Annotated in this window: 27 protein-coding genes; 15 read left to right on the forward strand and 12 right to left on the reverse strand. The window is 50.9% G+C overall.

What is annotated here, in order from left to right:
• Positions 1-53: 53 nt before the first annotated feature.
• Positions 54-704: an alpha/beta family hydrolase gene (locus PsAD26_RS08155; protein WP_063309977.1), complete on the reverse strand. Its 651-nt coding sequence runs from the start codon at positions 702-704 to the stop codon at positions 54-56.
• Between the two features lie 132 nt (positions 705-836).
• Between PsAD26_RS08155 and PsAD26_RS08160 the strand changes: the two genes are divergently transcribed.
• On the forward strand, positions 837-1,682 hold the full coding sequence (locus PsAD26_RS08160; protein ID WP_063309978.1) for a sterol desaturase family protein: 846 nt from the start codon (positions 837-839) through the stop codon (positions 1,680-1,682).
• Here the strand turns inward: PsAD26_RS08160 and PsAD26_RS08165 are convergent, their stop codons facing one another.
• The gene (locus PsAD26_RS08165) at positions 1,683-2,555 is read right to left on the reverse strand and encodes a transporter substrate-binding domain-containing protein (RefSeq protein ID WP_063309979.1); all 873 of its coding nucleotides are present in this window, start codon (positions 2,553-2,555) and stop codon (positions 1,683-1,685) included.
• Positions 2,556-2,916: 361 nt separating this feature from the next.
• Here PsAD26_RS08165 and PsAD26_RS08170 point away from each other — a divergent pair, with 361 nt between their 5' ends.
• Complete coding sequence (locus PsAD26_RS08170; RefSeq protein WP_208985570.1) at positions 2,917-4,851, forward strand: glycosyltransferase; 1,935 nt, start codon at positions 2,917-2,919, stop codon at positions 4,849-4,851.
• 13 nt (positions 4,852-4,864) lie between these two features.
• Here PsAD26_RS08170 and PsAD26_RS08175 read toward each other — a convergent pair whose 3' ends face one another.
• Entirely contained in the window at positions 4,865-5,308 is a 444-nt protein-coding gene (locus tag PsAD26_RS08175) for a DUF1810 domain-containing protein (RefSeq protein WP_063309980.1), read from the reverse strand.
• A 264-nt stretch (positions 5,309-5,572) separates the two neighbouring features.
• Here PsAD26_RS08175 and PsAD26_RS08180 point away from each other — a divergent pair, with 264 nt between their 5' ends.
• The 4 genes from PsAD26_RS08180 to apaG all read left to right on the forward strand — a co-directional run bounded on the left by PsAD26_RS08180 (position 5,573) and on the right by apaG (position 9,052).
• Entirely contained in the window at positions 5,573-6,391 is an 819-nt protein-coding gene (locus PsAD26_RS08180) for an ion transporter (protein WP_063309981.1), read from the forward strand.
• Between the two features lie 559 nt (positions 6,392-6,950).
• Positions 6,951-7,751, forward strand: a complete 801-nt coding sequence (locus PsAD26_RS08185; protein ID WP_063309982.1) for an ion transporter — start codon at positions 6,951-6,953, stop codon at positions 7,749-7,751.
• Positions 7,752-7,924: 173 nt separating this feature from the next.
• Entirely contained in the window at positions 7,925-8,551 is a 627-nt protein-coding gene (locus PsAD26_RS08190) for a CDP-alcohol phosphatidyltransferase family protein (RefSeq protein ID WP_063309983.1), read from the forward strand.
• A 108-nt stretch (positions 8,552-8,659) separates the two neighbouring features.
• Complete coding sequence (gene apaG / locus PsAD26_RS08195) at positions 8,660-9,052, forward strand: Co2+/Mg2+ efflux protein ApaG (protein ID WP_057465027.1); 393 nt, start codon at positions 8,660-8,662, stop codon at positions 9,050-9,052.
• Positions 9,053-9,130: 78 nt separating this feature from the next.
• Here the strand turns inward: apaG and PsAD26_RS08200 are convergent, their stop codons facing one another.
• Complete coding sequence (locus PsAD26_RS08200; protein ID WP_063310090.1) at positions 9,131-9,544, reverse strand: tellurite resistance TerB family protein; 414 nt, start codon at positions 9,542-9,544, stop codon at positions 9,131-9,133.
• A gap of 266 nt (positions 9,545-9,810) precedes the next feature.
• Between PsAD26_RS08200 and PsAD26_RS08205 the strand changes: the two genes are divergently transcribed.
• A complete protein-coding gene (locus PsAD26_RS08205) occupies positions 9,811-11,472 on the forward strand; it encodes a lysine--tRNA ligase (protein ID WP_063309984.1) in 1,662 nt (553 codons plus the stop codon).
• 34 nt (positions 11,473-11,506) lie between these two features.
• Positions 11,507-12,283, forward strand: a complete 777-nt coding sequence (locus PsAD26_RS08210) for an SGNH/GDSL hydrolase family protein (RefSeq protein WP_084403604.1) — start codon at positions 11,507-11,509, stop codon at positions 12,281-12,283.
• Here PsAD26_RS08210 and PsAD26_RS08215 read toward each other — a convergent pair.
• Genes PsAD26_RS08215 through PsAD26_RS08225 form a run of 3 tightly spaced genes read right to left on the reverse strand, consistent with a single transcriptional unit; the run spans position 12,221 to position 14,983 of the window.
• Positions 12,221-13,390 carry a calcium:proton antiporter gene (locus PsAD26_RS08215; protein WP_063287311.1) on the reverse strand — a complete coding sequence of 390 codons (1,170 nt, stop codon included), beginning with the start codon at positions 13,388-13,390 and terminating at the stop codon, positions 12,221-12,223. The two genes, PsAD26_RS08210 and PsAD26_RS08215, sit on opposite strands and share 63 nt — an antisense overlap.
• A 36-nt stretch (positions 13,391-13,426) precedes the next feature.
• Complete coding sequence (locus tag PsAD26_RS08220) at positions 13,427-14,323, reverse strand: thermonuclease family protein (RefSeq protein ID WP_063309986.1); 897 nt, start codon at positions 14,321-14,323, stop codon at positions 13,427-13,429.
• 15 nt (positions 14,324-14,338) lie between these two features.
• Complete coding sequence (locus PsAD26_RS08225; protein WP_063310091.1) at positions 14,339-14,983, reverse strand: helix-turn-helix transcriptional regulator; 645 nt, start codon at positions 14,981-14,983, stop codon at positions 14,339-14,341.
• A 212-nt stretch (positions 14,984-15,195) separates the two neighbouring features.
• On the opposite strand from PsAD26_RS08225, the gene PsAD26_RS08230 reads away from it, so the two are divergent.
• The 4 genes from PsAD26_RS08230 to PsAD26_RS08245 all read left to right on the forward strand — a co-directional run bounded on the left by PsAD26_RS08230 (position 15,196) and on the right by PsAD26_RS08245 (position 18,642).
• Entirely contained in the window at positions 15,196-15,537 is a 342-nt protein-coding gene (locus tag PsAD26_RS08230; RefSeq protein ID WP_063309987.1) for a DUF952 domain-containing protein, read from the forward strand.
• The gene (locus tag PsAD26_RS08235; protein WP_063309988.1) at positions 15,538-16,644 is read left to right on the forward strand and encodes a quinone-dependent dihydroorotate dehydrogenase; all 1,107 of its coding nucleotides are present in this window, start codon (positions 15,538-15,540) and stop codon (positions 16,642-16,644) included.
• Between the two features lie 214 nt (positions 16,645-16,858).
• Positions 16,859-17,458 (forward strand): NAD(P)H:quinone oxidoreductase, encoded by a 600-nt coding sequence (wrbA, locus tag PsAD26_RS08240; protein WP_063309989.1) that lies wholly within the window; start codon positions 16,859-16,861, stop codon positions 17,456-17,458.
• A 146-nt stretch (positions 17,459-17,604) separates the two neighbouring features.
• Positions 17,605-18,642, forward strand: coding sequence for an NAD(P)-dependent alcohol dehydrogenase (locus tag PsAD26_RS08245; RefSeq protein ID WP_084403605.1), 1,038 nt, complete (start codon positions 17,605-17,607; stop codon positions 18,640-18,642).
• 73 nt (positions 18,643-18,715) lie between these two features.
• Here the strand turns inward: PsAD26_RS08245 and PsAD26_RS08250 are convergent, their stop codons facing one another.
• Positions 18,716-20,047 (reverse strand): MATE family efflux transporter, encoded by a 1,332-nt coding sequence (locus PsAD26_RS08250; protein ID WP_063309991.1) that lies wholly within the window; start codon positions 20,045-20,047, stop codon positions 18,716-18,718.
• Positions 20,048-20,329: 282 nt separating this feature from the next.
• Here PsAD26_RS08250 and PsAD26_RS08255 point away from each other — a divergent pair, with 282 nt between their 5' ends.
• Both PsAD26_RS08255 and PsAD26_RS08260 read left to right on the forward strand, forming a co-directional pair.
• Positions 20,330-21,169: a histone deacetylase gene (locus PsAD26_RS08255; protein ID WP_063310092.1), complete on the forward strand. Its 840-nt coding sequence runs from the start codon at positions 20,330-20,332 to the stop codon at positions 21,167-21,169.
• 157 nt (positions 21,170-21,326) lie between these two features.
• Positions 21,327-21,890: a TetR/AcrR family transcriptional regulator gene (locus PsAD26_RS08260; RefSeq protein ID WP_063295636.1), complete on the forward strand. Its 564-nt coding sequence runs from the start codon at positions 21,327-21,329 to the stop codon at positions 21,888-21,890.
• 26 nt (positions 21,891-21,916) lie between these two features.
• Here PsAD26_RS08260 and PsAD26_RS08265 read toward each other — a convergent pair whose 3' ends face one another.
• Positions 21,917-22,189 carry a DUF6460 domain-containing protein gene (locus PsAD26_RS08265; RefSeq protein ID WP_063309992.1) on the reverse strand — a complete coding sequence of 91 codons (273 nt, stop codon included), beginning with the start codon at positions 22,187-22,189 and terminating at the stop codon, positions 21,917-21,919.
• 209 nt (positions 22,190-22,398) lie between these two features.
• Between PsAD26_RS08265 and PsAD26_RS08270 the strand changes: the two genes are divergently transcribed.
• A complete protein-coding gene (locus PsAD26_RS08270) occupies positions 22,399-24,171 on the forward strand; it encodes a GNAT family N-acetyltransferase (RefSeq protein ID WP_208985572.1) in 1,773 nt (590 codons plus the stop codon).
• A gap of 17 nt (positions 24,172-24,188) precedes the next feature.
• On the opposite strand, the gene PsAD26_RS08275 is transcribed toward PsAD26_RS08270, so the two are convergent.
• The 3 genes from PsAD26_RS08275 to PsAD26_RS08280 form a co-directional block, all read right to left on the reverse strand.
• On the reverse strand, positions 24,189-24,638 hold the full coding sequence (locus PsAD26_RS08275) for a hypothetical protein (protein WP_063309993.1): 450 nt from the start codon (positions 24,636-24,638) through the stop codon (positions 24,189-24,191).
• A 74-nt stretch (positions 24,639-24,712) separates the two neighbouring features.
• Entirely contained in the window at positions 24,713-24,844 is a 132-nt protein-coding gene (locus tag PsAD26_RS30335) for a hypothetical protein (RefSeq protein WP_275507196.1), read from the reverse strand.
• Positions 24,826-25,569, reverse strand: coding sequence for an AEC family transporter (locus PsAD26_RS08280; RefSeq protein WP_244278182.1), 744 nt, complete (start codon positions 25,567-25,569; stop codon positions 24,826-24,828). The genes PsAD26_RS30335 and PsAD26_RS08280 overlap by 19 nt, the downstream gene beginning before the upstream one ends.
• Positions 25,570-25,694: the final 125 nt, after the last annotated feature.

Raw genomic sequence — 25,694 nt, forward strand, 5'->3', positions numbered from 1 at the left:
CAATAAATCGAATAAAAAAAGCCCTGCACAACAAGGTGCAGGGCAAAATACTATCAGGAAATCAGCGACTTAAAGAACTCTGCGGTCTCTCTGGCAGATTGTTCAATATTGCCTTTCCAGGTCGCGGGAGAAGCTCCGCGCGGGGCAAGGTCGTGGTTTCCATCCTCCAACCAGAAAAGCCGAACAAACTCAGGTAAATCAACAGCTTCCACCTCAGCCTGATGCCCCATCTGATCCCGATCACCCTGCGTAATCAAGATAGGACGAGTGGATTTCTGCAACGGCTCAAGCCGCCAGTCCGCCAGCTCTTTCTTCGCTTCTGTATGAAACGGATACCCAAGACAAACAACACCGGCAATACGCTTCGGCAGGCTCTCTCCACCCGCCAGCATAGCTGCAACGCGCCCACCCATGGACTTGCCACCAATCAGGACAGGGCCTTGAGTTTGTTCAAGAATATCCTGCATAGCGCTCTGAAATTCGCCAATGAGTTTGTCCGCCCGCGGAGGAGGAGCCTTCTTGCCTGTCTCCCGGCGCCTCGCCATGTAAGCAAATTCAAACCGCGCAACAGCAATGCCATTCGCAGCCGCAGCTTCCGCAAACCGGTTCATAAAATTGGCATCCATCGGTGCACCCGCACCATGAGCCAACACAAGAGTGCCATGGCACTCACCTTCAGGACGTGTCCATAAAATCTCAGTCATGAAGCTATTTTAGCGCCTCTTTCACGACAAAAGTGACAGGAAATTTACTTGTCCCCGTCTTCAATAAGCACCATATTCAAATTAACTAATATAAATGCGTAGAAGATGCGCACTAATTGAACGGAACTCATCATGGAAGAAGGCGTCATTCGCCTGGGAATATTTGCGGGCGCATTCTTAGTGTTCGCATTCTTGGAAATCTTTATTCCAAGGCGTTCGGAGAGCCAGGAGCGGCCACGGCGATGGTCAACCAACCTTCTCCTGTCGATAATCAACACTCTGATGCTACGGTTCGCTTTGCCTTTTGCAGCAGTATCAACAGCTTACTGGGCACAGGTGGAGGGGTTTGGTCTCGCGCACTGGCTGGCAATTGACCCTGTAATAGCGGGCATAATTGCCTTTTTCGCGCTCGATTTTGCGGTCTGGGCCATGCATGTCGCAAGCCACAAAGTCCCGTTTCTATGGCATTTGCATAAGGTTCATCACACTGATCCACGCTTTGATGTCACAACAGCTCTTCGCTTCCATCCGCTGGAAATTGCAGTCTCTATGCTCTGGAAAGTGATCGTCGTCGCACTCCTCGGCGCACCTGTTCTCTCTGTGGTGATTTTTGAAGTTGTCCTCAACGCAGCTGCCATGTTCAACCACGCCAACATCAAGCTCTCTGATAAAGCAGACCGCATCTTGCGCTGGATGATCGTGACACCAGACATGCACCGCATCCACCATTCCACCCGTCCAATTGAAACTGATAGTAACTACGGCTTCAACTTCCCTTGGTGGGATCGTTTGTTCTCCACTTATGTGAATGACCCCAAAGGCGGTCAGGAAAACATCACCTTCGGTCTGAGTGAATTTCAGGGCAAAGAGCCACGACAGTTGGGCTGGTCATTGCTATTACCCTTCAAGGCCTTAGCGCATGTACAAGGTTGGCTTTCCAGCCGTGTCAATAAAGATGGTACGCCGAAACAAGGATAATCAGAAGAAACCACGCGGGAAATATCTGAGATAGAGTTCCCCGAGACGACCGTTGGATTGAAGGCGGGTAAGACCAAGATTGATCGCATTCAACATCTTGGTATTGCCTGCCTTTGTTGCAATCGCCAATCCACCGCTAAAGTAGCTCGGATCCAGCCACGGTCCCCCTGCAAACTTGCAGCAACCGTCGGCAGTGCGCGTATCCAACCAGAATGACAGCCTCATCCCATCGCCAAACAGAGCGTCCACATTTGACCGGGACAAAGCATTGCGGGCAAGCTCTTCATTTTCAAATGGGACTGCAATTGCATCTGTAAAGAACCGTTCCAAAAATGCTTCATGACGCGACCCTTCCACAACTGCAATGCGCTTTCCACCCAATGTTTCTGGCAGAGGTTCCAGTGTGCTGTTCCTGCCCACGACAAAGCGCCCTGGAAATCGCATGTAGATCTGAGAAAACGACAGTTTCTCAAGTGTTTCCGGTGTCATGCTCACTCCGGCAATGACAGCATCGGCCTCACCATTAAACACCGTATTGGCCAAGTGGTTAAACGGAATGATCTTGAGACTGCAGGCAGCCTTGAGGCTCTGACAGATCTCGCGGGCAAGATCCACGTTGTACCCCATCAATCGCTCTTCACTATCTCGAAAAATGAAGGGTGGAAAGTTATCTGCAGCAATGAAACGGATCCGCTCCGGCGCCTTGCCGGTTGTCGCTAGACCAGACTGCCCGCCAGAAAACAAAGGGATAACGACCGATGACGGATCAGATCGGGACTTTACTCCAATTTCCGAGCCACTGTTTCCCCCTCCCAACAATGGAGAGCTCTGGGAAACCTCCCAGCTATCCGAGCCATTTGCATTCTGTGCCATAGCATTTGACGCCGCGAAAATGAGCGGCTGGGCACTACATAAAATCAGCAATATGAAGAATACGGGGAAACGCAAAAGTTATCCAATCCAGTTTGCAACAGAGCGTAAGCCTAACGGGAAATTCTCAAGGAGATACTAAGTGAATGTCTGCGTAAGGGGAAGGCCCGTAACTGAAGATCAGCCTCCTAGATTAACAAGGGCCGGGGTATCAAAGGGCTGTCAGGAATACTCCGAGATATCAGTAGGTAATGGGCTGCCTTTCTCAGTACGACAGGCCAATACTCTACGTTCGTTATCTCTTTCGATTGGTTGTATTGAAAGCGCACGCTCGGTTGAAGCGGGACAAGCCCTGCGAAGCCGCATGACAGCGATTACTCCCCTAGAGCAATCCATCGATGATCCTACGCCTCATGAACGTGCTGGACCTCTTATTAAAAATATCTCCAAGCCTTCGCTCAAAGGCCAATATGTTCCAGAATTTGTGCGTCTAAAAAACGCGTTGGAACAAGAAGTCCTGCTGCAATGCAATTGCTCCGAGGCCTTGATTGATTTTGCAAAGTCCAGGATGACGGCGGAAGACAGGTGCATCAGCAATTATCTGATTGAACAAGGGTTTCTCGATGCCTCAGTGTTCTACTGGGGAATTTCCGGCAAAATGAATGTCCGCTATGCGTCTGATGGCAGCCTGTCAGCTATTGCGCCAATTGATAAAAAGCTAAAACCATTCGAGACTGAAGGGATTTTGTTTGTTCCAGCACTGGACCTCAATCAAAAGGTCGTCTTCGCAGCAGCACCACTTGGGCACCAGCTAGAGGCTTTTGAGCGAGCTCTAGGCTATTTCGATGAAGCCACGAGCAAGATTGTACTGGTGACACCGGAGTACCAAAAGGCGTTGACGGTAACGACGGCCAGCGCCAACGCATTGGCACAAGACGATGTTTCAATGTCGGCAGTGTATCGCTTTTTGCCTTCACAGCGAAAGCTGCTGACAGTCTCTCCAATTATCTTTCTGGGAGCACTTGGCTTCGCGTTTGATGCATTGTTCTGGGGCCTCCTTATTCTGCTGACTTTATCACTCGGTGTCACTGGGTTGCTGCGCCTTGCATCCTTTTTCACCTATTCTGACCGGCAAGAATTCACTGTCCCAAAGCTTGAAAAGTGGCCGCACTACACCGTGCTTGTCCCACTTTACAAAGAGTCAGCAATCTGCCGCCAATTGGTTGATGGGCTGGATGCGTTGGATTACCCGAAAGATGCGCTCGATGTGATCTTTCTGGTCGAACAAGATGATGAGCTGACACAGAAAAACCTCCGCAAACTGCTGAAGAAGTCGATGCGGATGATCATCCTACCTCCCGGAAAACCGCAGACCAAACCTCGTGCGCTTTCCGTTGGCCTTGCGGCGACAAAAGGTGAGTTCGTAACGGTTTTTGACGCAGAGGACAGGCCTGAGCCACAGCAACTGAAAAAAGCCATCTGCCAGTTCGCTCTCGAGGGCCAAGATGTTGCTTGCTTGCAGGCTGCATTGTCCATCGATCACGCTGAGGAAAGTTGGTTGGTTCGTCAGTTCGCTTTTGAATATGCGGCACTCTTCGATGTCTTCCTGCCATTTCTGTCTCGCAAAAACCTTCTGCTGCCTCTGGGAGGGACATCCAACCACTTCCGTGTCAGCGCATTGCGGAAAGTTGGCGGGTGGGATCCATTCAACGTGACAGAAGATGCGGATCTGGCAGTCAGATTTGCACGGCAAGGATTTAAGACACGTACGCTAAACAGCTCCACTTTTGAAGAAGCGCCGCTTACGCTCAAAGCTTGGCTACACCAACGTACTCGCTGGCACAAAGGATGGATACAAACGCTGGCCGTTCATCTGCGCAATCCAAGGTTGGCTTACAAGCAGCTCGGCCTGAAAAACTTTGCCTTGCTGCTCCTAACATTCTTTGGCGGCATGCTGTGTCTATGGGCTGCACCATGGACAGTTTGGATGTTTGGAAAGCTTGCTCTGAATTATTATAGCACCGGAATGCAAGCATTTGATGCTTTCAGCATCTATGCCATGTTCTGTTTCCTCTTTGGTCTTGGCGGCTCTGTTGTCACGGTCTTACAAGGCAGTGCAAAGCGCGGCTTTCGCCCTCGAACCTGGGAGATTGCAAGTATCCCACTCTATTGGGTTCTTGGGTGCATCGCCTCTTACAAAGCTCTCATCGAGTTCGCGATAAAACCGCATTACTGGCGAAAGACGGAACACGGTATTGTGCGCCAGAGGGGTAAAATGAAGAGTGCTCAGAGATTATAGGACTGCCGAGATACTAGATCTTCCATGGCATCTTAAGAGCATCCAAGGTGAGTTCGCACGGCTGTCCCTGATAGAATTGCTCGAGCAGCTGATGAAACACTGTTGGATCATCTGCAGCATATGCAAAGAGCGTTGCACAGCTGCGTACTTTCAAACTGTCGATTTCACCAAGGATTTGCTTGGAAGTGAGGTCAGTGTGCTTGAGCAGTAACCCACTGCATCCACGCAGCCGCGAGGCCAAGAGAGGATAAGCAAGGTATCGCTGAGCTTCTTCAAGATCGGCAATGCCAAAGAAATGTGCGGTTGAAGAACGACCCAGTTCACGTAATTGAGGAAAGATGAACCAGATCCAGTGCGAAGTTTTCTGACCTTGTGATAGCTCCTGTACCACTTCTGAAAATACCGGGTCCTGGGCAATGACAAACCGGGTTATGTCATCCTTCGTCGTTTTTACCATTTGATACTCGCCCTCAAGTCGTCATCGTTACGGTTACTTTCCGCCGACCAGTCTTTCATATTGGTTCTTAAACTCGCACGACGGATACAAAAATCCTGGTAGAAATTGGAGTTATCTAAGAGTGAAGTATATTTTTAGACCCAAGAATAATGAACTGTTCTCTTTCCTAGTGTTTTTCTGAGTTGGTTATTGCCGAAACATAAAAACAGCTGGTTTCGGAGTTTTAATTGCCACTCCCTAACGTAATGTCTCGGTACATGGACGATGCGAGAAAAACTTCGTGCGATCATCGAAAGTAAGGCTTGGGAATACACAATCATATCTATCATCTCCCTAAATGCGATAACTTTAGGGGTGGAAACCAGCCAGATTGTTCAACAACATTACGGCCCAATACTCCGCACATTGGATGACATCGTAGTGGGCATATACGTGATTGAGATCTCCCTTCGCGTGTTTGCATATGGCTTACGCTTTTTCAAAGGAGCTTGGAATCTCTTCGATTTCTTTATCGTAAGCATTGCGCTTACTCCGGCCACCGGCCCAGCAGCCATACTGCGGTCACTGAGAATCCTTCGTGTTCTGCGTCTCATCTCAGTTGTCCCCTCGCTGAGGCGCGTGATCGGAGGGCTGGTTCTAGCATTACCAGGGATGGGCTCAATCATGTTGCTTCTCTCTCTGGTGTACTATGTGTTCTCCGTTATGGCGACGCAGCTCTATGGTGAGACTTTTCCGGAATGGTTTGGAACGATCGGAGCCTCCGCTTATTCTCTATTTCAGATCATGACATTGGAGGGGTGGAGCGACGCAATTGTCCGCCCCGTCATGGATGTCTATCCAAATGCCTGGTTGTTCTTCATACCGTTCATCCTGACCACCGCACTAACAGTGCTGAACTTGTTCATCGGTGTCATTGTTGCAGCAATGGAGGAAGAGCATGAAAGGGATGTGGAGGAGCATCACCATTATGTGCGAATGGAAGCAAGTGCGATCATGAAAGAGCTCAGGACTTTACGGCAAGATGTTGCGAAGCTGAGACGAAACCGTAAGGCTTCTCATAAGAAAACACCAGAATTGACTTAGAGAGCATTCTCAAGACTGAGGCGGTGGCCTTTGTGCAACACAGTGGTGCATCTTGCGCACCTAAACCAGAATTTGGCGCGCTGCCCTCAGGAAGCCTCTCTGCCGCTTCTTGGAATAGCTTGGGTTGTATCTGTCCATAGGCATAAAGAGTCTTATGAGTTGCAGAGAATGCCCTAAGCAAAAGCATCCATGTGCCAAACCGGCGTGAGGAGAGGGGGAAGCTGCAATTGCAGGATTCAAGCCGGCTGCATTTGACGGGTGTTAACCTCAGCCTTTTAACTCTTCAGATCATATATTCAGGAGGTTTCGGCTCTGGTGTTGAGCAATACTCGCGATTTCTACAAAATTTATGCAATTTTTTGTTAGCTCTTGTGGAAATTATCAAGCCTATGAAAACTATAAGTTAAACTTGGTAGTGTTGTTTTGGCTTTACTCCCTGAAGTTCTTGGCGTTTTCTTCACTTATAGCAGTCACTATTTTGCGGCCCCCTTTCAACTTGAAATCATCAGATAATTACTTAGGGTGGGCCCAAATTCGAAGTGTGAGGACAAGTGTCGAAATGCGGGCGAAGTTGCGATCCATCATTGAAAGCCGCCAATGGGAATACACAATCATAAGTATAATCGCGTTAAACGCTATTGTTCTTGGCTTGGATACAAGCCAGATGCTTATTGCCAAGTATGGGCCTATCCTGCGCTTTCTTGATGAATTCATCCTGGTGATTTTTGTTGTTGAGCTGACACTGCGTATCATCGCGTTTGGTCCGCGTTTCTTTCGGGGGCCGTGGAACCTCTTCGACTTCTTCATCATCACGATTGCAGTCATTCCGGCAACAGGTCCGGCAACCATTCTGCGATCACTCAGGATCCTGAGGATTTTGAGGCTTATTTCGGTTGTCCCGTCTCTGCGAAGTGTCATTGGTGGGTTGATCCTCGCACTTCCGGGCATGGGCTCAATCGTCCTGCTCATGGCGCTCGTTTTCTATGTCTTCTCCGTAATGGCCACGCGCCTATATGGCTTGGTGTTTCCTGAATGGTTCGGCTCAATAGGAGCCTCTGCCTACTCACTGTTTCAGATCATGACACTGGAAAGCTGGAGTATGGGGATTGTCAGACCCGTTATGGAGGTCTTTCCCAATGCCTGGCTGTTCTTCATTCCTTTCATCTTGTGCACCGCCTTCACCGTTCTAAACCTGTTTATCGGTATAATCGTTGCAGCGATGCAGCAGGAGCACGATAAGGATATTGAGCAAGATCGTATCAACGTGCATGAAGAGACCCGGGTCATCTTGAACGAGCTAAAAGACGTGAAACTTGATCTGTTGGATGAACTTGAAAGACTGCGGAGGAAACGCGATTAGCGCGGCTTTCAGCAGAAATGCCTAGTTTAATGATCAAGACGCCAATTCCTAAGCGCGTGATCAAGTTCTGATGAAGTAATCTTGATCACTGCGCGTGTGGATTGCGAGCGAGCTGTTATAGGCACCTTGGAAAAAAAGCCCTAAGACGAAAAGCATATCTGATAGGATACGATATGTTTGATGCAAAACTCCGCGGCTATATAGACCCACCTCTCAATAGAATGGGAAAAGCGCTGGCAGATCTGGGAATTACTGCAAATGCAGTGACCTTGGTTGGACTTGGGTTTGGCCTTGCGGCGGCGGCGGCGGTGGCCGCAGGGCAATACAACACAGCCTTGCTGTTTATCTTGCTCAATCGCTTTGCTGACGGCTTGGACGGAGCCATCGCCAGAGCGGTCGGTTCCACGCATCTCGGCGGGTTTTACGACATCACATTCGACTTCATCTTTTATGGTGCAATTCCACTGGCCTTTGCATTTGTCGCGCCTGATCAGAACGCTCTGGCCGCGGCAGCCCTACTTTTCAGCTTTTACATTAACGGTTCCACTTTCCTTGCATTCGCAACACTGGCACAGAAGTTGGGCATGCAAACCTCACTACGTGGCAAGAAATCCTTCTATTATCTGGGAGGGCTCGCTGAAGGCTTTGAAACCATTGGTGTCTTCGTCGCATTTTGCTTGTTCCCCACTTACTTCTCATGGGTTGCGTGGACTTTTGCTGCGATCTGCACACTTTCGGCCATTTCTCGCGTTTTTATGGTTCGACATATGGTTTTGAACCACCCAGATCCTTCGGTGTGAGATCGCTGCTCTTGCGAAGATCAGGGTGAAAAGGCTAGACTTATTAAAAATAGGATGCGTACTGCTGTTGTATTTGCAGTGGAATTTTCCTTAGAAATGGGTTGTGCTATGTATCGTGCCGTTACCCGAAATATACAGATCACTGTCGAACCGTATTATCTTGCTGAGGAGTCCACTCCCGAAGATGAGCAGTTCTTCTGGGCCTATACGGTCTCAATTGAGAACCTGAGTTCTGATACCATCCAACTGCGCTCTCGCCACTGGCATATTATCGACGCCAACGGCAACACGCAGGAAGTCAACGGGGCAGGTGTGGTTGGTGAGGAGCCAGTCATAGAACCCGGTGGGTCGTTTCAGTACACGTCCGGCTGTCCACTCAATACCCCTTCAGGCATCATGACGGGCAACTACCGCATGCAAACTGAAAAGGGGGAGTCCTTCGCGGTGAAGATACCAGCCTTCTCGCTGGATCTGCCGGATATGGTCAAGACTGTGCATTAACAGCTGCAGACAATGTCTTGCAGCGCAAAGAGTAGGATTGCGGGCAGTCGCGCTGCCCGCCAATCAGATTGAACTGAGTTATTGTGTGCGGAAGCGGGCCTGTGCGCCGCGCTCAATCGCTGCGATCGTCAGCTTGTCCAGCTTCAGGTGGTCGCGCAGCAACTGCAACATACGCACTTCTTCAGGGCTAACTCGCAAATCAGCCGCAGCAATTTCAACACCAAGAGCATAAGCCGTGTCATGCAATTTGGTTGGCAAAGACTCTGCCACAAGTGCCAGCGTTGTGTTCATGCCGTTTTCGCCAGAAAGACGCTCAGCGCACTGCTGGGTAATCTTGATCAGGTTATTGTCGTCAAAATCTTTGAAGACAGGGAGAATGCCCACAATATCGCCAAGCTGGCGAAGCTCAGCATCGCTCATTGCGCTATCTGCGGCGGAAACCATCACCATCACATGAATGAGGGCTTCTTCTACGCTCAGTAATCTATCTATTGTACCCATATCTCCCCAAAGCGAAAAGCTTTGCCTCTTGGTTTGCTTTAGTTTTTCGCTCTGCCAAATTGTCTGGCGGCGGCTAATGACTGCAAAGGTAAGGGGGCTTCCGGCCTCATACAAGGGGGTAGAGCCGAAAACCCGAGAACTGTCATTGACGCGGGCGCTAGTTTTACATAAGTTCGCGCAGCTTTCCGGCATTAAATCCTGCTGAAGAAAGCGAAACTCAGTTACAATTTAATCTCCAAATACGGATCTCAAAATCCATGTCTATGAACAGTTTGCCTCAACTCGATCTCAGCCCAGAACTTATCGAGGCGGCACAGGTATCTAAAGCCTGGCCGTTTGAAGAAGCACGCAAACTGGTCAAACGGTTGGAGAAGAAACCCAAGACCGGGCCGGTCTTGTTCGAGACCGGCTATGGTCCATCTGGTCTGCCGCACATGGGCACCTTTGGCGAAGTTGCACGCACCACCATGGTGCGCACCGCTTTTCGTGTGCTGACAGAAGACAAGATCCCGACCAAACTGATCTGCTTTTCAGATGATATGGACGGCTTCCGCAAAGTACCAACCAACGTGCCTAATCAGGAGATGATGGCGTCATTTCTTGGCAAGCCACTGACCAGCGTGCCGGATCCATTCTCCAACGAATACCCAAGCTTTGCAGCGGCCAACAACGCAAAGCTCATGGCGTTTCTGGATAAGTTCGGCTTCGAGTATGACTTTGTGTCTTCTACCGACTACTACAAGTCTGGTGTGTTCGATAAAGCGCTCCTGCGCATGCTGGAAGTCTACGACAAGATCATGGCGATCATTCTTCCAACATTGGGTGAAGAGCGTCAGGCCACATACTCTCCATTTCTTCCGCTTTGCCCGCGCACAGGTATTGTGCTGCAGGTGCCAATGGTGGATCGCAATGTCGAAAAAGGCACTGTGACTTACATTGACCCTGAGACTGAAGAGCGTGTTGAAGTTCTGGTGACAGGCGGCAACGTCAAATGTCAGTGGAAAGCTGACTGGGCGCTGCGTTGGTACGCGCTGGGCATCGACTATGAAATGGCTGGTAAGGATCTGATCGACAGTGTGAACCTGTCTGGCAAGATCTGTAAAGCTCTGGGCGGTCCTGCTCCGGAAGGCTTCAACTACGAGCTCTTCCTGGACGACAAAGGCCAGAAAATCTCCAAGTCTAAAGGCAACGGCCTGACCATGGAAGAGTGGCTCCAGTACGCCAATCAGGAAAGCCTGTCCCTGTTCAACTTCCAGAAGCCGAAAACTGCGAAGAAGCTGTATTTTGACGTCATCCCGAAAGCGGTTGATGAGTACTGCACCTTCCTGTCCAAGTTCGACAACATGGATGCAGCGCAGAAGCTGATGAACCCGGTCTGGCACATTCACTACGGCACTCCGCCAAAAGAAGAGATGCCGATCTCCTTCGCAATGCTGCTCAACCTGGTGTCTGCATCTAACGCAGAGAACAAGGACGTGCTGTGGGCGTTCATCTCCCGCTACGCACCGGGCTCTTCTGCTGCAACACATAAGATGTTGGATGAGTTGGTTGGCTACGCCATCCGCTACTACGACGACTTCGTGAAGCCAACGAAGAAGTTCAAAGCAGCTGATGAAGTTGAGACAGAAATGCTCACCAAGCTGGATGAAGTGCTCGCTGGCCTTCCAGCAGAGACTGACGGCGGCGATATCCAAAACGCAATTTACGACATTGGTCGTAATATTGAGCGTTACCAGAACACCGCAAAGCCGGGTCCAGATGGACGCCCTGGTGTCACGCAGACCTTTTTCTCTGCGATTTATCAAGTACTTCTGGGTCAGGAGAAAGGTCCACGCTTTGGTTCCTTTATCGCCCTCTACGGTATTCCGGAAACTCGTAGTTTGATTGCAAAAGCACTTGCAGGAGAGCTTGCAGCGTGATGAATTAGCCCCCTCAAACGAGGGGGCTTTTTTAATGTCTTTTCCTAGCTGGCTAACTTGGGCGCTTTTACCCGTCTACATTTTCGAAGGCTTGCGTGCCCGTGCTAACTCCCTAAGGCTGTCACCAGCACCAGGACCGCAATTTGGTGCGGTTCCCGGTCAGGGCCAGTTGATCAATCTGCTTGTTGTTGGCGATTCCTCCGTTGCTGGAGTGGGGCTGGACCACACGACAAATGGCTTGACCTGTAAGATGGCTCACAAAATGGCAGGGGTATCCGGACGGCCTGTTAAATGGCGGGCTGCTGGCAACAACTCTGCAACCTCCAGCCAAATCCGTGATGTGGTCGTCCCCAATCTGCCGCACGCCGATTACACACACATTTACATCAGTATCGGTTTTAATGACCTGAAGAACTTCCGCTCTGGCAAAGCCTGGAAGAAAGGGTTCGGCGAGCTGATTTATGCATTGCGTAGCAAGTACCCTCATGCCCGGATTTACTGGTCCAACCTCATGTCACCAATGAACGTGCCCGCGCTCTCGTGGGGATTAGGTGCTGTTCTGGAACCTCGCCGACAGATGATCAATCGTGTCGGTACACAGCTGTGCCATGAGCGCGGTGCCATTGCTATCTCCGTCACTCCGGGGATCACGGCTGAGGGCTTCTGCGAGGACGGAATCCACGCAGCGCCGATTGGTAATCAGCACTGGGTGGATCATGTGATCAACGAGTTGGTTGAGCGTGATCTGCTAGGGCTGGAAGATCAGAATGAAGTAGAAGATAAACAACACCAGATGGACAGCGCCCTGTAGGGCGTTCGTTCGACTGCCGGTAAACGTGATCATACTCAAAATGAGTGTCAGGAGGAGCAGGATCATGTCCGTATCCTTCACACCCAGCACAATGTGAATGTCAAAGATCCCGGCTGCGATCAGAACAGCCGGGACAGTCAAACCGATGGTCGCCAGAGCTGATCCAAGACAGATGTTCACGGAGCGTTGTAACCTGTTTGAGAGTGCCGCACGGAAGCTGCCTAAGCCTTCAGGAGTAAGAACCAGAAGCGCAACGAGAACACCACCAAACGCAGCAGGCATATGAAAGCTGGCAATGCCAAAGTCCACCAGCACCGCGAACTTTTTGGAAAGCAGAACAATCGGCAGCATGGTCAGGATCAGGAAGATCGCGTGATAGCTGGTTGAATAGATCTCCAGATCATGATGATCATCATCATCGTGAGCATGCTTATCGTCTTCCGCTTCATCCTTCGCCATCAGGAAGGACAGAGCCACACCAGAGTGTGGTTTAGGCTGAATGAAGAAAGACTTATGCCGGATGCTCTGAGTGGCAAGGAAGATCGCATAGAGCAGGCTGATCATCACCGCAAATGAGATCTGCTGTCCCGTCGAAAGAGAAGGGTCAGCCGTTGAGGTCGTATAGCGGGGAAGGATCAGAGAAAAAGTCGCGAGTGGAATAAGGACTGAAAGGAAAGAGCGGGCGCCCTGTGTGTTGAAAGGCTGTTCTCCGTACTTGAGCCCTCCCAGAAGCAGACTGATGCCCACCATGCCATTCAGCACGATATTGAGCACCGCCAGCATCGTATCCCGGGCCAGAGGCTCATTCGTCCCACCTGTCAGCATAATGGAAACGATCAGAGAGACCTCAATGCCAATCACCGAGAGCGTCAGGATCAGCGTTCCATAGGGCTCACCAAGAATGACGGCCAGACAGTCTGCATGGCGCACCACGCCAAAGGCGCACCACAGCATGACACCGAAAAGCCAGATGAAACAGAACATCTGCACAAAGAGACCGGAGGTGGGCAATAAGAGATCCGCCCCAGCCAGAAAGAAGAAGGCTGTGGTTGCTGCACCTGCAAGAAAGCAGGCCTCTCGTTTAAGTGTATTCCAAAACCCTGACATTATGTTTTTATTCTCCAAGGCCCTGTAAAAAATGAATTATTCGGTGGCAGACGTCTCCGCAGCCGCGCTGTTGCGTGGACGCCAGATTATTGCAGGCTCTCCTTCCATCACCAGCGGTGTGGTTGAGGTGCTGTCATCATCCAGCTCCTCCCAGGAGTTTACCAGTGTTGCGGTTTCATCCTCGCTCAGCTGAACCAGCTTGGAACGCCAGATGCCTTGCTCAGACCGCCGAGCCCGTGCCGCGATCTCTTTCAGTGAAACTGGCGCATCCCGTTCAGCCTTGGCCCAACCATTTTCAATCAGCCAAGTGGCAAGATCATGTTTGCCCACACTGCAGGAAGCAGCATATTCATCTGTTTGCACTGATTTCATATCTGAGCAGGTGACACGCTTCTGGCGGATAAAAGCACGCAAAGCCGTCCGTGCTCTGATACCGCACGGCCATCTTTCACCATCTTCACTGGGGCATGTTGTGCTGAGCGGTACAGGCTGAATGTGATGAAGGGATATTCTCTTATTTTTATCACTTAGAGTTGCACCGTCAACGGCAACAGGGCGATACAGCACGAGTTCCTTCGGAGGAGGCTGCTTGGATTTGCGAGGTACTTTCACATGTGCAACGCGTTGGAGCTGCGTCGTTACAGGAGGAGGGGGCGTGCGACTGCCGCCAACATTGCGAAGTGTTTGAGGATGCTTGGGCGGTGTCTTGGGAATTTTTGCCTCAGCTGCAACACGGGCAGCTTCAAGCGCAGCCAGCTCTCGCTGCTTCTCTTCTGCTGTCGGCTTATGCTCAACAGGAAACGAGGAAGGGCGGTACAATGTGCGCGCATTCCCACGCAGGGCTGTCGCTGCATTGTACTCTGTCAGCGCATAAAACCCGGCTCCAAGAAGCAAAGCTCCAAAAAGAATACTTGTGGTCTTGGTAATCCGCATAAGCGCCCTGTTTGCTTATTGGCTCACCCATGAAATTCTTGCTGCCCAAACCAGATCTGCAACCTGAACCACCCTTGGCTTATCGTCAGGAGTGTCCCGCCGAAATTCAATGCGCTCGTTTGTTTGCCGTTGCAAAGCACCGCAATGAAGATCTCCGGATTTGGTTGCTATCAAAACATGATCATGCCGCCGCAAAGAAGTCTCGGGAGAGACGATGAGAATTTGTCCTTCCCTGTAGTATGGTTCAAAACTATTACTCGAAACTTCAAGCGCGAAGAATTTCTCACTCTGAGAACTGGGAAAAATGAAGCTATCGCAGAATTTATCCAACTGAAAATCGGAAAGCTGCTGCGGATCAACCTCCCTCAACTCATCACTCGTGCACAGAAAAGCTGGAAAAGACCTGAAATGTGTACTTGAGATCTCTGCTTTATCTTGCAGCAAAGCGGCAAAGTCCGAGAAAGGCATCTGGGTGACTTCCAGCACCTTGGCAAGCGACTCTGTGGAAGGCCAACGCGGACGACCATCTGCAGCGAACCGCTTGGAAGGATTGAAAGAGGTCGGATCAAGCCCAGCTCTGCGCGCCAGTCCTGAGGGCGTCAGTTGATGCTGCGCAGCCAGCTTATCAAGTGCGGCCCAAAGGTGTTCGTGATCCAGCATATATCCTCCTGCGGCAGCAATGGCGTCACCTGAAACGACCGCAGATAAGATCAGAAAAGCCAACTGCGGCCGCATCTCAAAGAAATCTTGTATGTGGTGAATAAACTCCTATTGCAAGCTCTAGACGAAAGAGAGGGGTTGCCAGCCACTGATTTGTGGATGTAAGAGCATGACTTCAGTTGAGTAGACGTCTCTCCTGAAAGGCAAGTCCCATGTCCCTCATATTCAAGATCGCCCCCAGGGCGCTTTGGCAAGAAGCTGAAGCAGCCAGTTTCTTTGCGGGTGCACCGATCGATCTGGCCGATGGTTATATCCACTTTTCCAGCGCCGAGACCGTGAAAGAAACAGCAGCGCTGTACTTTGCGGGACAAACCGACTTGCTGCTGATTGCCGTTGAAAGCGAAGATTTCCCTGCAGAGCAAATGAAGTGGGAAGCCTCCCGGGGGGGAACGCTTTTTCCGCATCTCTATGGCAAGTTTCCCGCCTCCAAAGCTATATGGGTCAAACCTTTGCCATTAGATGCAAATGGCAATCACGAGTTTCCGGAGCTGTAAATGTCGATTGAAAACCTCATAAACAAAGTCGGTATCAGGGCACTGCATTGTCTGGACCCGGAGACCTCCCACAACGCAACCATCAAGATGCTGGCCTCAGGTCTCGCGCCAACATTCGGCCAGATCGAGGACAAGACCCTCGAATACAAGTGGGGCGATCTGACTTTCAAGAATCCGGTGGGCATGGCAGCAGGTTTCGACAAAAATGCCGAAGCCATTGCACCACTGATGAAACTTGGATTTGGTCATGTAGAAGTGGGAACGGTCACCCCTCTGCCGCAGGAAGGTAATCCAAAGCCCAGGAATTTTCGCCTGAGTGCAGACCGCGCCGTGATCAATCGTTATGGTTTCAACAATGACGGCCATGATGTCGTCTACGAGCGCATCCGCAAAGCAGGCCGAACACCGGGAGTGCTTGGCATCAACGTTGGCGCCAACAAGCTTTCAGAGGATCGTGTTGCGGATTATGTTCTGGGTGTAAAGCGCTTTGCAGAACTGGCGGATTACCTGACTGCCAATATTTCCTCTCCTAACACACCCGGCCTGCGAGACTTGCAGGAGAAGGATGCACTGGGGCATCTGCTCACCGCCATTATGAAAGCGCGCAACGAGCAAGAAGACCGCCTGGGCCGTAAGGTGCCCGTCATGCTCAAAATCGCCCCAGACGTGACCGACGAGGCGCTCAAGGAAATTGCAGAAGTCGTCCTGACCAGCCAAGTTGATGGCATGATTGTCTCCAACACCACCATCGCCCGCCCATCCACGCTGAAGGATCAGAAGCAGGCCAAGGAAGCAGGTGGCCTGTCAGGCGCACCCCTGTTTGAGCGCAGCACCATCGCTTTGGCGAAAACCCGACGCGCAGTTGGCCCCGATCTACCGCTCTTTGGAGTAGGCGGTGTAGACACACCAGAAAAAGCAGCTGCAAAGATCTTCGCAGGCGCAAACCAGATCCAGCTTTATTCCGGCATGGTCTATGAGGGGCAAACGCTGGTGAAGAAGATCAATCATCATCTGTCGCGTCTGGTCGCCGCACGCGGTGTTGCCAACTTGCAGGAACTTGTCGGCATCGACAATGACATCTGGGCAGATAAATCGCTGGAGAGCTAAAGGCGCACTCATATCGGTAAAGGGGGCCGGGCTTCGGGGAAGTTCGGCCTTTTCCGTGTGAAAACACCAGCCAAAGATATTTGCCTTCCCTCGGACCGGTATGAAATCTCCTTTGACTGTCAATATTTAATGAACAGACAATCTATATAATGTAATATTGTTCATTCCCCGTGGTGCTCTACCTTCGCTTTAAGAACAACACGAAGGAAGACCCATGACCAAAGTTCTCGTTTTATATTATTCAAGCTACGGCCACATCGAAACAATGGCAGAGGCCATCCGTGAGGGGGCTGAAGACGTCGCCGGAACGACTGTGGTCGTGAAACGCGTGCCGGAACTTGTGCCTGAAGAGGTTGCTGTAAACGGTCACTTCAAGCTGGATCAAATGGCACCCATTGCACAGCCCGGTGAGCTGGCAGACTATGATGCCATCATCTTTGGAACCCCCACACGCTTTGGCAACATGGCATCGCAGATGCGTAATTTTCTGGATCAAACCGGAGGATTATGGGCTGCTGGTAACCTGATTGGCAAAGTTGGCTCGGTGTTTACATCCACCGGAACAGGCGGTGGTAACGAGACAACCATAACCAGCTTCTGGTCGACTCTGGCCCACCACGGCATGATGATTGTCGGCCTTCCGTATTCCAGTCCGGAACTTGCCAAGATCACTGAAGTGCGTGGTGGGTCCCCATATGGTGCCAGCACCATTGCAGGCCCGGATGGCTCTCGCCAGCCAAGCGAGGATGAGTTGAAACTGGCCCGAGATCAGGGCCGTCATGTTGCGAGAATTGCAAGTAAACTCGCCAGCTAAAAGCGGCTGTGTGCCTGATCTCCCTCCTTTTCAAACCAATCGAAGGAGCCCTCGTTGCCCGCGTAGTGAGATCAGGCGCATCAATTCAAGAAAATCTTAAAGGCTGCCACGAGCAGCCCCATCCCTTTTCAATAAGAGATCATTCAATGACCACTCCTCATCATGCGCAAAATCATCACCAAGGCATAGTTTTAAACGAAAGCTCATTCGCACCCCACATGTTCCCGGCAGACCCGCTCGGGCCATTTGAAGTGAAGATTGCCCTGCAGTCCGCAAGCTTGAACGCACGAGATCAGATGATCCGAAAAGGTCAGTACGGCGAAATGCCTGCGGATCTTGTGCCTTTGTCCGATGGGGCAGGGGAAGTTATCGCAGTGGGTGAGCAGGTTACAAAGTGGTCTGTTGGAGACCGTGTCATGCCGACTTTCTTTCAGGATTGGCTGGAGGGGCCTTTCCAGCCACATGCCCTCTCATCTGCAATCAGCTCAGCTGAACAGCCGGGTGTCTTAAGAGAGCAAGCGAAGTTTCATCAGGACACTCTTGTACGCGTACCAGATCATATGAGCTTTCAGGACGCAGCAACACTCCCTTGCGCTGGCGTCACAGCATGGCACGCCCTTTTTGAGCAACATCGTATGTTGCGGCCAGAGGAAACTGTCCTGATACAAGGTACAGGCGGTGTTGCAATCTTTGCTCTACAACTCGCCAAAGCGTTTGGCGCCCGTGTTGCTCTCATCAGCTCCTCTGATGAAAAGCTGGAGAAAGCAAAGGAGATGGGAGCAGACATAACCATCAACTACAAAACAACACCAGATTGGGATGTCGAACTGAGAAAACTGACAGATGGGCATGGCGCTGACGTGGTCCTGGACCTTGGCGGTAAGGACACATTGGAGCGATCCATACGTGCCGTAGCCGCTCATGGCTTGATCACGCAGGTAGGCGTTCTGACAGGTTGGGCTCACGCCCCTGAGAACATCAGTCAGCTGGTTCTAAAGAACTCCTCGCTGTCAGGTGTTCTGGTCGGCTCCCGCGCTTATTTTGAAAACCTGTGCGCGTTTGTTTCTAAGCACCAGATCAAACCGCTCATAGACAAGTCTTTCTCCATGTCCCAGATCAACGAGGCCTATGCCTACATGGATCAGGCACAGCACATGGGCAAAGTCACCATCGACATTGCTTAGCATGCGACTTGCGTCTTGCCCGGGTATGCATATCGGGCAAGACAAGCTTTCTTTAGCAAAGGAAGTCCTGAAATTATGCCTTTTGGAGAGCACCAAAATACTGGCGTTCGCGAACCACACAGAGATAACTAAGGGTCAAACCACGCGCGCCGAAGAACACCAGCAATGAGAACCACAGGCCGTGGTTTCCGTAGAGCGGATAAAGCAGGTAATAACTGGCAAGAAACAGAATGGTGGAGACCACAACAGAGTTCCGCATGTCCTGAGACCATGTCGCGCCAATAAATACGCCATCCATCTGGAAGGCCAGTGTGCCAATGATCGGCGTCAGTACAGCCCAGATCATATAGGTACGCGCTGTTTCTCGCACCTCTGTATGGGTTGTCAGCAGGTCAATAACTGGTCCGCCAGCCACCCACAACACGACTGCCGCACCAAAGGAAAGCCCAAAGCCCCAGCCGATGGACAGCCGTAGTGCTTTGCGAAAGGCAGTCCGCTGTTTGGCCCCGATTGCCTGCCCAATCACCTGTTCTGCAGCTGATGCCGTACCATCCAGAAAGAAGGCTGCGATTAGAATGAACTTCTCAAGCACAGCATTGGCGGCAAGCACCACTTCTCCCTGAGCAGCACTGCGAGAGGTAAAGAAGCCGAAAGCAAACAGCATCACCATGGACCGGATCATGATGTCCCGGTTCAATGCCAGCATCGGCTTCAGTTTCTCCCAAATGATGATCTGAGAAAACGAAGGCAGGCGTGCGCCGCGGAGTTCGCGCTTGATTAGAAAAAGACCGAGGCCAAATGTAAGCATCTCTGCAATAAAGGTTGCCACGGCGACACCGGGAATACCCCAGTCAAACCCGAGCACAAACACAACAGAAAGCACCATATTGATGACATTCAGGAAGGTTTGAATGAGCAGTCCGATACCGGCTTTGCTGAGGCCCAGATACCAACCAAGAATGGAATAGTTGGCAAGTACGAACGGTGCTGAAAACGCACGGATCGCAAAGTATGTGGCCGCGGCTTCCTGCACCGCATCCGTCCCGCCAATAATAGGTAAGCCAAACCTTAGAAGCGGCCACTGTAAAAAGATGACGACAATGCCGCCAATGATACCTAGCAGAAGGGCACGAGCGAGCACTGCACGCAGTTCATTGCCATTGTTGGCACCAAGAGCCTGTGCAGCAAGGCCTGTCGTTCCTGCGCGCAAGAAATAGAAGAATGCGCCAATTACATCAAAAAGGATCGTGCCAACAGCCAGCCCACCCAAAAGGGCCGCATCATGCAGCTGTCCAATCACAGCAGTATCAACTAACCCCAGCAATGGAGTAGAGATATACGCCAGTGTCATAGGAACGGCGAGCGCAAGGAAAGAGCGGTTCGTCACCTTGAAACTTGTAGACACGCAGGAGACCTTCAAACGAACGAGTGCAGCACCAGCAAGCAGCTCAAAATGGATTGGATAATCAAAGTATCATTGGCATATTGGTTTGTTCTTCGTTTGTCCATACCATATCGCGCAGACCTGCTATAGATAAGAGTGTATCTTCCAAGCATGGAGACCAGTTTTCGGATCAGGAAACGACAAAGCAAAAGTGATTTCAGAGAAGGTACTGCCCCTGTGAAGCTCCCAATCGTGCACCATCCAGCCTACACGGCAGACATTCCCGAAAATCATCGGTTCCCAATGCGCAAGTATGCTGAATTGGCTCAATGGTTGAAGCAAACCGATCCAGACGGTGCTCTCTATGATTTCCATGAGCCAGAGCCAATCTCCAGAAAAGACCTGCTGCGGGTGCACGCAAAAGACTATGTCGATCAGGTCCTCAGCTGCAACGTTCCCCACGCCATCGCGCGTGAAATCGGCTTTCCCATGACCCAAAGCGTTTCCTTCCGAGCGCAATGCGCAACAGGAGGGTCTTTGCTCACGGCAATGTTGGCTCTGGAACATGGTGTCGCTTGTAACACTGCCGGTGGGTCGCATCACGCCCGTATCGCGCAAGGAGCGGGATTTTGCGTGTTCAACGATGTGGCCGTCGCGGTGAGGGCGGTACAGGCCATGCGCATGGCACGCCGAGTGCTCATTATTGATCTGGATGTTCATCAGGGAGATGGGACGGCTGATATCTTCGCGCATGACACCAGTGTCTTCACACTCTCCCTCCATTCAGAAAAGAACTATCCCGTCCGAAAGAAAGCCTCCACACTTGATGTGCCTCTGATTGATGGCATGGAGGATGACGAATATCTTGGGATTCTGGAGGACACGCTCAAGCAGGTTCTCACCAGTTTCAAAGCTGACCTGGTGTTCTTCAATGCGGGTGTTGACCCTCATCATGATGACCGTTTAGGGCGCCTTGCACTCTCTGATGAGGGGCTGAGAAAACGAGAGGAACTGGTCTTTAAACTGGTAAGGAATGAGAGACTTCCACTTGCAGGTGTGTTGGGAGGTGGTTATTCGTATAATCTTAGACTATTGGTTAACCGGCATTCTAATCTGTATCAAGTGGCAGCGAAGTACTTATGATTCAAAAACAAGTCCTATTTATATAAAATTTTAGTAAAATATAATATTCCACCTTTAAGAACTGAATAAGTAAATGTGTCTTGCCATTTTATGAAAAATGCGCAGTATCCCCTCCGTAAAGTGCAAATAAAATGCCTCGGAAGGCTAGGAGACACGTATGGGTGTTGTGGTCACCAATAGAAGCGTTGTACTGGATACTGCGGATTACATGATCCGGGAAAGCGGGCTGTTGGGCTTGGATGTCGATCAGCTTGCCAGCAGTACTGGAACAAGCGAGCAGGATATCTCGAAAATGTTCTCTTCCAATAAGGGGGTAGAGCATGCCGTGCTGCAAAGGTACATCGACCGCTTCCTGCAGATCCTGGGTGACCCTTCCACGCAAACCCTTCACTTCCGCAGAGCGCTGGATACATACATCGCCGCCTTCCAGGCAGGTATGGCAGATGGTGGTGAACTGTTCCTCTCAGCAGTGCTGGGCGATAAGGATGAAGAACTGCCGGATGAACTTCAGGAACTTGCTGCGACTTTCGCTCGCCGCAACCGTGTCTGGCTGGCAGACCTGCTGGAATACAGTGGCAGCTGGTCCTCTGAAGAAGCGCTGGTGAAATCTGATTTCGTGCTAGCAGCACTGGAAGTCGCCGTTTTGATTGGCAACACAAGCGAAGATCCGGAGATCTTCGACAACTTGTCAACCAACATACACAACATCTGTATGCAGTAATGGTTTCCCTGCCGGAGCAGGCGCGGTTAACGTCCGCGCCAGTTCATAAGGCGAGTAATGAACCACAACGGCACGACGACGATGGCTCCAAGGAAGAAGTAGGAGCCAAAGCGTTCAATCGCTGAGAAGCCCATATTCCAGATTCTGAGAAAGAAGTCCTGCACGGAATAGATCAGGCTCAGCGGTGAAAAGTCCAGCGCAGCCAAAATAATCCCAACAATCAAAGATAGAAAAATCAGCCGAATGAGAACGCGCCCCGGCGAGTCTCCCAGAAAACGGTTGAACTTATCGTTTGACATCAAAATCTCCGCAAATTTTAAAGCGCACCGCAAAAGCCAAAGCCGGTTTTGGAATAAGGATACGCGCTGAAATCAAAGGCTAAAGCAGTTTGACTGTTCTAAGTTTAGTGCATACTGCTTAACATTGATTTCTATATAGGAAGCCTGAGGGATATTGCATAGATGCAAATCCAAATTGTACGCTCAGGTTAGTGCTGAAAGTTATTGGTGTGTCGTTTATTGTCTACGCTGCGGAACCACACGACGCAGATCTCCTCGCAAACATCCGTGTTCAGGCCATGCGCGAAAGCCTCGAAGCGCTGGGCCGTTTCGACCCTGAAAGAGCACGTGAGCGTTTCCTGAAAAGCTTTGCCTGCGAAGACACTTTCAAGCTCGTGAGCGGACAGCAGATACTTGGGTTTTATGTTCTGCGGGACCGGCCAGACCACATCTGGCTGGACCATCTCTATGTCCACCCAAGCGCTCAAGGCACTGGCATCGGAGCTGCAGTAATCGCCCGGATCAAGGCACACGCGGTTTCAAACGGAAAGCCCATCCGCCTTGGTGCGTTGAAACAAAGCAAAGCCAACGCCTTTTACCAACGTCACGGTTTCCAGCATACCCACAGCGAAGACTTCGACAACTACTACGAACTCCCTCTGGAAAGCATCGAACCAAGCACGCCAGTTTTCATTCTGAAACGTGCCGAACCGGAAGATATCGAACAGCTTGCAAACCTGCGACATGAGGCAATGAAGGACGAATGGGCAGCCAACGGTCTGACGGACTACGCCCTTGCGCGCAGACATTTCTTTGAAGACTACAAACCGGAAGCCACACTAAATATTGCGCTAGACGGAGAATTGCTCGGCTTCACAGCAGTGCATGAATATCAGGACTACATCCATCTCGACATGATCTACCTGCACCCGAAGGCACAAGGGCAGGGCATAGGTGCGCAGATTGTTGCAAACATCAAACAGCACGCAGTTCAAGTCAGCAAGCCAATCCGCTTGGGTGCGCTTCGTGTCAGCAACTCCAATAAGTTCTATCAGGCACAAGGCTTCAACTTCACGCATAATGTGGAGTTCAACAACTACTACGAGTTCACGCCTGAGCCTGTTTTCCAATTTGAAACAGCAGCGCCGGACAACTTCGAAGAACTTCAGCACATTCGCTATACGGCCATGAAGGAAAGCGCGGAAGCCAATGGGTTGTTTCAGCACGACAAAGCCAGCGAGATCTTCCTAAGCGAGTACGCCCCTGAGAAGACCCGGAAAATCCTGAGGAACGGCAAAACCATCGGCTTCTATGTAGTCCTGAACCACCCTGATCACCTGTATCTGGATATGTTCTACCTGCTACCTGAAGCGCAAGGCTTAGGCATCGGCTCAAAGATCCTGCAACAGATCAAGACACAAGCCACCACCCAAACCAAACCCATCCGCCTTGACGCTCTCCGCATCAGCCGCGCCAACGCCTTCTACCAGCACCACGGCTTCCACCTCACGCATTCTGAGGGCGTTAACAACTACTATGAGTATGCGCCGAAATGTTCAAAGTGGTGCTTAGAACCTGCAAACTCCTCTGACTTCGACCTGCTCGCAGACATCCGCCAGCAAGCTATGAAAGAAAATATGGAAGCCAACGGTATGTTCGACCATGAACTCTACCGGCAATACTTCAAAGACAGCTTCGACCCTGCCTCTACATGGAAGGTCATGGAGAACAGCGAAGTTCTGGGCTTCTACGTTTTGTGGGACAAACAAGACCATCTCTATCTAGAACGCCTCTACTTCCACCCCAATGCACAAGGTCGCGGTATCGGAGCAGACATACTCACCCTACTGAAGCAACAAGCCACCACCCAAACCAAACCCATCCGCCTCGACGTCCTCCCCAACAGTCGCGCCAACCCCTTCTACCTCCGCCATGGTTTTGAGCTGGTTGAGGAGAGGGCGGAGGAGAAGGTGTATGAGTGGAGGGGATCTGGTCTTAGGTAACTGAAAGTATGAGTCTACTAGTGGGGATCAGCGTTTATAAGGTGGTCTTCCTGCAAAACTTCCCAGCAAGCACAGTTACCAGCCACATAAAACTCGGAACGCCTAGTCTCTTCTGTTGTCCAATTAACAGTATTCCAGTCTTTTGAATGCATTGCGTCAAAATTTATGAAGGTTTTCTGGCCGTCAAAAGTAATTATGATTTCGTCATTCAGTACCGAATATACACCACCTGACAGCTCTCTGAACCTAAACTCTACTTCTCCAGAGACTGTTATCTTTACATACATTTCTGGTCCGAAAGTACCGTGAATAGTTCTTGAAACATCGACAGCCTTAAAGAGCAGCGAGACAGTATAGTCATTCTGCTTGTTGCTAGTGACGTATTCGATTTTTTCTAGGGCTGCTCCGTCAAAGCTTCCAAAGCGATCAAGAAACTGTTTGAAATTGCTTACTTTGATTTCTTCCATGTGAGGTTCGCTATATCGCACTCATTGATATCTTGATTCCGATGACTGAACTATAACGCTTATCCTTACAAGCCCTAACCCGCAAACACAAAGAACCACCAGAGGCTTGCTGTGGCCAGGGAGAGGGGGACGCCGACGCCGATGCTGGCGGCGACCAGCTCGCTTTCCAGGTTGTACTGCAGCGCGATCAGGCTTGCGCCCAGCATGGGGGCAGTGCCATTTCCAGAAAGGCGATGCGGGCGATGTTGTTCTCCAGCTGCCCAAGACCCGCATAAACCAGATACAGGAACAGCGGCGCTAGAACCAAACTGAAGGTAAGGGCGAGGCCAATAGGAGCCCTCCGCCCTTTTAAGTGCTCAACTCTCAGGGCAAAGCCAACGACCGCAAGAGCCATCGACGTCAGCGTGTCGGCCAGTGTGCCGACCACATCATCAATCCAGACCGGACGGCCCAGATGGTTGGTCGCAAGTGCAACAATGATCGCCCAAAACGGGGGAAACGTGAGAATGCGCCGAACGATCACTGGCAGTTCAAAAGCACCGGCACTGGCAACGGTCGCAATGCTGATCCCGAGAATGGAAAGGGCAAGATAAGAACCAAACAGGTCGATCACCAGCCCGACGCCAAGATACTGGTTACCTGCAAGGGCTGAAATCATCGGCAGGCCGACAAAGCTGGTGTTCGCCCATCCGGCAACCAGCAGAAGCGCGTCAATCCTCTGCCACGACCACTTGAAGTACTTGCCAATGGGAACAAAGAACAGGATTGCAAAGCTCACACCGATCCACGGAGTTGCAGCTGCAAACCACCAGTCAGCTGAAACGGTAACCCCATGCACATTCTTGATGGCCATAGCTGGTAGTGCAACGTAGATGACCCAGCCACCAAACACCTTTGTCGCTGTGTCAGGAAGTGCTTTGGTGAGCCGCATAATAATCCCGATCACAAGATAAAATATGATGAGAACAATCTCGGCTATGGGGCATCATGCCTGCGTTATGAAAACAACCTTCCTCTTCAGCAAAATAGAAGAGCTAATTAAACGCAGCATGAAAG

It is taken from the genome of Pseudovibrio sp. Ad26 (genome assembly GCF_001623285.1).
GTDB lineage: Bacteria > Pseudomonadota > Alphaproteobacteria > Rhizobiales > Stappiaceae > Pseudovibrio > Pseudovibrio ascidiaceicola.

What these genes read in the sequence shown, in the direction of transcription:
- PsAD26_RS08155 (WP_063309977.1), bottom strand. Translation starts at nt 704, where the DNA reads ATGACTGAGATTTTATGGACACGTCCTGAAGGTGAGTGCCATGGCACT.
- PsAD26_RS08160 (WP_063309978.1), top strand. Translation starts at nt 837, where the DNA reads ATGGAAGAAGGCGTCATTCGCCTGGGAATATTTGCGGGCGCATTCTTA.
- PsAD26_RS08165 (WP_063309979.1), bottom strand. Translation starts at nt 2,555, where the DNA reads ATGGCACAGAATGCAAATGGCTCGGATAGCTGGGAGGTTTCCCAGAGC.
- PsAD26_RS08170 (WP_208985570.1), top strand. Translation starts at nt 2,917, where the DNA reads ATGACAGCGATTACTCCCCTAGAGCAATCCATCGATGATCCTACGCCT.
- PsAD26_RS08175 (WP_063309980.1), bottom strand. Translation starts at nt 5,308, where the DNA reads ATGGTAAAAACGACGAAGGATGACATAACCCGGTTTGTCATTGCCCAG.
- PsAD26_RS08180 (WP_063309981.1), top strand. Translation starts at nt 5,573, where the DNA reads ATGCGAGAAAAACTTCGTGCGATCATCGAAAGTAAGGCTTGGGAATAC.
- PsAD26_RS08185 (WP_063309982.1), top strand. Translation starts at nt 6,951, where the DNA reads ATGCGGGCGAAGTTGCGATCCATCATTGAAAGCCGCCAATGGGAATAC.
- PsAD26_RS08190 (WP_063309983.1), top strand. Translation starts at nt 7,925, where the DNA reads ATGTTTGATGCAAAACTCCGCGGCTATATAGACCCACCTCTCAATAGA.
- apaG (WP_057465027.1), top strand. Translation starts at nt 8,660, where the DNA reads ATGTATCGTGCCGTTACCCGAAATATACAGATCACTGTCGAACCGTAT.
- PsAD26_RS08205 (WP_063309984.1), top strand. Translation starts at nt 9,811, where the DNA reads ATGTCTATGAACAGTTTGCCTCAACTCGATCTCAGCCCAGAACTTATC.
- PsAD26_RS08210 (WP_084403604.1), top strand. Translation starts at nt 11,507, where the DNA reads ATGTCTTTTCCTAGCTGGCTAACTTGGGCGCTTTTACCCGTCTACATT.
- PsAD26_RS08215 (WP_063287311.1), bottom strand. Translation starts at nt 13,390, where the DNA reads ATGTCAGGGTTTTGGAATACACTTAAACGAGAGGCCTGCTTTCTTGCA.
- PsAD26_RS08220 (WP_063309986.1), bottom strand. Translation starts at nt 14,323, where the DNA reads ATGCGGATTACCAAGACCACAAGTATTCTTTTTGGAGCTTTGCTTCTT.
- PsAD26_RS08225 (WP_063310091.1), bottom strand. Translation starts at nt 14,983, where the DNA reads ATGCTGGATCACGAACACCTTTGGGCCGCACTTGATAAGCTGGCTGCG.
- PsAD26_RS08230 (WP_063309987.1), top strand. Translation starts at nt 15,196, where the DNA reads ATGTCCCTCATATTCAAGATCGCCCCCAGGGCGCTTTGGCAAGAAGCT.
- PsAD26_RS08235 (WP_063309988.1), top strand. Translation starts at nt 15,538, where the DNA reads ATGTCGATTGAAAACCTCATAAACAAAGTCGGTATCAGGGCACTGCAT.
- wrbA (WP_063309989.1), top strand. Translation starts at nt 16,859, where the DNA reads ATGACCAAAGTTCTCGTTTTATATTATTCAAGCTACGGCCACATCGAA.
- PsAD26_RS08245 (WP_084403605.1), top strand. Translation starts at nt 17,605, where the DNA reads ATGACCACTCCTCATCATGCGCAAAATCATCACCAAGGCATAGTTTTA.
- PsAD26_RS08255 (WP_063310092.1), top strand. Translation starts at nt 20,330, where the DNA reads ATGCGCAAGTATGCTGAATTGGCTCAATGGTTGAAGCAAACCGATCCA.
- PsAD26_RS08260 (WP_063295636.1), top strand. Translation starts at nt 21,327, where the DNA reads ATGGGTGTTGTGGTCACCAATAGAAGCGTTGTACTGGATACTGCGGAT.
- PsAD26_RS08265 (WP_063309992.1), bottom strand. Translation starts at nt 22,189, where the DNA reads ATGTCAAACGATAAGTTCAACCGTTTTCTGGGAGACTCGCCGGGGCGC.
- PsAD26_RS08275 (WP_063309993.1), bottom strand. Translation starts at nt 24,638, where the DNA reads ATGGAAGAAATCAAAGTAAGCAATTTCAAACAGTTTCTTGATCGCTTT.
- PsAD26_RS30335 (WP_275507196.1), bottom strand. Translation starts at nt 24,844, where the DNA reads ATGCTGGGCGCAAGCCTGATCGCGCTGCAGTACAACCTGGAAAGCGAG.
- PsAD26_RS08280 (WP_244278182.1), bottom strand. Translation starts at nt 25,569, where the DNA reads ATGCGGCTCACCAAAGCACTTCCTGACACAGCGACAAAGGTGTTTGGT.